This is a genomic window from Protofrankia sp. Cr1, assembly GCF_963555865.1.
Taxonomy (GTDB): Bacteria; Actinomycetota; Actinomycetes; order Frankiales; family Frankiaceae; genus Protofrankia.
In genome coordinates, this window is record NZ_CAUVXO010000467.1 from 1 (window position 1) to 4,153 (window position 4,153).

The 4,153-nt window shown below is 67.2% G+C and carries 3 protein-coding genes and 1 pseudogene; 3 read left to right on the forward strand and 1 reads right to left on the reverse strand.

Annotation, left to right across the window (positions count from 1 at the left end; all coding sequences use genetic code 11):
- Window positions 1-1,253: pseudogene (locus tag U9980_RS28755) on the reverse strand (ATP-binding protein); the annotation flags it as partial.
- A gap of 431 nt (window positions 1,254-1,684) precedes the next feature.
- Between U9980_RS28755 and U9980_RS23830 the strand changes: the two are divergent.
- The 3 genes from U9980_RS23830 to U9980_RS23840 form a co-directional block, all read left to right on the forward strand.
- Window positions 1,685-3,031, forward strand: a complete 1,347-nt coding sequence (locus tag U9980_RS23830; protein WP_416210375.1) for a helicase-associated domain-containing protein — start codon at window positions 1,685-1,687, stop codon at window positions 3,029-3,031.
- 414 nt (window positions 3,032-3,445) lie between these two features.
- Entirely contained in the window at window positions 3,446-3,697 is a 252-nt protein-coding gene (locus tag U9980_RS23835; protein ID WP_322769980.1) for a hypothetical protein, read from the forward strand.
- On the forward strand, window positions 3,694-4,153 hold a 460-nt coding region (locus U9980_RS23840), incomplete at its 3' end, for a type II toxin-antitoxin system VapC family toxin (RefSeq protein WP_322769981.1). The genes U9980_RS23835 and U9980_RS23840, both read left to right, overlap by 4 nt.

Genomic DNA, 4,153 nt, shown 5'->3' on the forward strand with positions numbered 1-4,153 from the left:
GTTCCATTTCGCTTCGCCGAGGGCGAGCAGGATTTCGCGTTCGGAGTCGTGGTGGCCGAAGACCGCGACGTCGATCTCGTGGCTGGTCCTGGCGGCCGGGTCGTTGACGGTCCCGGCGGCGACCCGGGTGGGATGGCCGCCATAGGTGTCGGGGGTGGCATGCCAGCGGGCCCATTCGCGACACAGGTTCTCGAAGTGCGGTCCTACGACCTTGCTGAGGAACGTGGGCTGGGCGCGTTGCCACACGGCGGGGGCGCGGCCGGGGCGTTCCAGGTCACCCCAGTAGGGGCGCATGACGGCGTGGTAGAAGGCGATCAGTGGCTCGGCGATCCGGTAGGCGGAGCGGTTGCGGCGGAAGGCGTCGGGTTCGTGGCGGATCAGGCCGACGTCCCCGAGGACGCTCAGTGGGTGGGCAAGGTCGGTGGATTTCCGGCCGAGGTAGTCGGCGATCCCGCCGCGGGCGGTGTTACCGGCGGCGATCGCGGCCAGCACGGAGTGGTAGAGGGCGGTGTCGTGGAGGTCGGGTTCCTCGGCAAGCAGGTAGCGGGCTTCGCGGAAGAGGGGACGGCCGGGGTTGAGGACGGCCCGGGTGACCCAGGGGTCGAAGTCGTTGGAGCCGGCTGGTGTGTCGCCCTGGGTGAATTCGCGACGGTAGGCGGGGGTGCCGCCGACGATGGCGTGGGTGAGTACGGCGGTGCGCGGATCGGTGATTTCCCAGAATTGGGATGCGACGCGGTAGTCGAGGGTGGGGATGACGAGTTCGAGTCCGGCGCGGCCGCGCAGGGGGGCGTTGCCGGCCAGCAGCCGGCCCATGAAGGACACCGCGGAGCCGCACAGCAGCAGTCGGACCGGGGTGTTGGTGCGCTGGGCCGTCGGGTCCAGGGCGCGTTGGATGATGGACGGTAGCGCGGGGGATGCTTTGGCGAGGAAGGGAAACTCGTCGATGACGACGACGGTGGGCCCGGCGTGGCGATGCGCATCAGTTGGCTGACGGCCTCGTCCCAGTGGGCGAAGCGGTAGGCGACCGGTTCGTCGCGGTAGCGGGCGAGAGCCTCACCGAACTGGCGCAGGGCGTCGGTCTCGGTGGTCTCGGTGGCGGTGAACAGGAAACCGCTGTGGGCACGGGTGATGGCGTCGAGGAGGAAGGTCTTGCCCTGGCGTCTCCGTCCGGAGACCACGCCCAGCGTGGCCTCGGGGCCGGGGTGGTGGGCGAAGCGGGTCAGTTCGGCCCATTCGAAGTCGCGGTCGAACATCTCCACGGGCTTGGTCGCCATGCCGTCCTCATGTTGATAGCTCTACTTATTATAGCTGGAGCTATCCATCCTACTCTGAGGGTGATCGCGCCGCCGAGAAGGGCGGGTTCCCCCATGCCGGCCGGTTGCGGGCCGCGCTGGTCGACATGCTCGTTGCCGCCGGCGAAGGCGACACCGCCGTGATGGAGAAGGTGCAGCGTGGTCCGCTTGAGTCCCCTGGAGTGGTGTAGATCGGGAGGTCCTTGATCGTCCGGCGACGGTTTTTACCGTCCACCACCACGAATCCATACATACCCTCGCCATAATCCGTGCTTGTGACGGTGTCTATTGCAGCCGGTAGGTTCCAGGAGCGGAACACGGCGCTCCGCACCGCCAACGATCCCGAATCCCCGTGGATCCTGCTGTCGGGGCGGGACATAGGGTCGGTGGACATGGCCGTGGCGCAGGATGTGGATGCAACGACGGATAGGTCATCCGGGGTGGACGGGCTAGCCGTTCGCTTGACGGCGCGGGAGGCCCAGGCCAACACGCTCGCCGTTCTGCAGCTGTGCGCGGCTGGCAAGCTGCGGTGTAGCGAGAAGACGCAGCGGCCGGGCACGGCGACCGTCGCCGCGGTCGCCGGCGTGTTGCTCGGCGGCGACTTCTATCTCACGGAGCCGATCGCGGCGTTCGCCTGGCCGCTGCTGGTGCAGGCCGGTGGGCTGGCAGAGATTGCCGGCGGGCGTCTCGCGCTGACCGCGCGGGGCCGGGCAGCGTTGGCCAAGCCGGCGGCGGAGACGATCCGGCAACTGTGGCGGCGCTGGGTCAGTCATGCGGTCCTCGACGAGATGAGTCGGATCGAGACGATCAAGGGTCAGCGGTCCGCCCGCGCGCTGACCGCGGCAGGTCCCCGGCGTAAGGCTGTCGCCGCGGCGCTCGCAACCTGTCCGCCAGGCGAATGGGTGGAGGTGGACACGCTGTTCGCCCGGATACGGCGTGGCGGACCGCCGTTCACCGTCGCACGGGATGTCTGGAAACTGTACATCGAAGATCTGCAGTACGGCAGCCTGGGATACGACGGGTTCCACGACTGGTCGCTGCTGGAGGGCCGGTACCTGCTGTGTCTGCTGTTTGAGTACGCAGGCACGCTCGGCCTGTTCGATCTCACCTGTGGTGATCCTGTTGACGCCTGTGACGACTTCCGCGGCAACTGGGGCGCCGACGACCTGGACTTCCTCAGCCGGTACGACGGATTGCACGCCGTCCGGATGAACACCCTTGGCGCCTATGTGTTCGGCCTGGCGGACCGGTACGAGCCCGAGCAGGACGGCGCCGAAGCCGGTCCAGCGCTCAAGGTCCTGCCGAGTCTGGACATCGTGGTCGTCGGCGAGGTCCAACCGGCCGACGAGCTTTTTCTGAATGCCTACGGGCAGCGAACCTCCGACCGAGTCTGGGCTCTGAGTATCCGCTCGTTGATGGCCGCGATCGACGCGGGTAGACCGGCCGAGGATCTGCGGCGGTTTCTGGGCGACCGTGCGGACCACGACCTACCGGCCACCGTGACCAGGCTCTTCGAGGACGTCGCAGCCCGCGCCGGCCAGCTGCGCGACCTCGGGCTGGCACGGGTGGTCGAATGCGCGGACAAAGCGACCGCCGCACTCCTCGTCAGTGACCGCAAACTCCGCTCACTGTGCAGTCTGATGGGCGAGCGTCATATCGCCGTACCTGTGCAGCACGAGGCCGATTTTCGCGCAGCCCTGCGGAAGCTGGGATACGCCATGCCCCCATCCCGGGCGTAGCGTCCCCGATTTCCCGCATTGATGACGGCGTGCCGGTGGTGTCCACCCGGATGACGGTGGGGGAGTACCTCGAGCAGTAGGTGACGGTGGTGCTGCCGTCCCGGGTGGTGGCGGGCATGCTTGCGGAGTCGATCGCGGTCACCGAAGATTCTGAGGTACACGCTCGCAGCAATCCTCGGCGGTATGTCCACCGACGTCCACCTTCGTTGCAGTACAACTGCAGTACAGTGCGGTTCTCAGCCGCAGTGACGGAATGTGAGGAGCTTCGCGTCCAGGCGGCCCGCACGGCGCACCTACGCCGCACCCACGGTGCCGAACCGACCAGCGCTCTGCGGACCGCGTCGGCACGAGTGGAAGAGCGTGTGTGCTGTTGTGGCGGGGACGGTGTCCGGTTGTCGCCGGTACATTGAGTGCGTGACCGCAGCGTACGACTACGAGGATATGCACCACCTGGTGGACAGGCTTTCGTTGGCCCAGGTGCGGCATCTGCGTGTGCTGGTCGAGTCCGACCCGGAGCTCTCGCCGCTGGCGGGGGCGGAAGAAGGGGAGGATACCCCGGTCCGGCGAGGTCTCCTGTCGTTCATCGGGAGCATGGAGTCCGGGCGTGGTGATTTGTCGGAACGGCACAGTGAAATCATCCGGGAAGGCTTGAGCTTTCCTGGATGAATACGCTTCTCTATACGGGGCCTCTGGTTGCCGCGGCTGACCGGTCCGACAAGAATCATGTGGTGTGCTCCGAGTTGCTGGGGAGACTCGCGCGCGGGAAGGGCCGGCTGCTGGTGCCCTCTCCGGTCGTCGTGGAGGTCTGCTGGCTGGTCGAGAAGTTCCGCGGCCCCGAAGCCGAGGCGGATTTTCTCGAACTGGTTTCCGCCGGGGAACTTGAGCTTGTCGAGATCATTCGGGCTGACGTCCGGCGGATGGCCGAGTTCGTGCGCCGGTATGCGGACTTCCTGTTGGGTGTGGTCGATGCTGCGGTGATTACCCTTGCCGAGCGGCTCGGCGTCCGCCAGGTGGCGACGCTCGACCGGAGGCACTTCTCAGTGGTCCGGCCCCGGCACATCGAAGCGTTGACGGACGCGGTCCGAGAGGAACTGCTGGTGCGTAATGTCGCGGAGCTGGTCC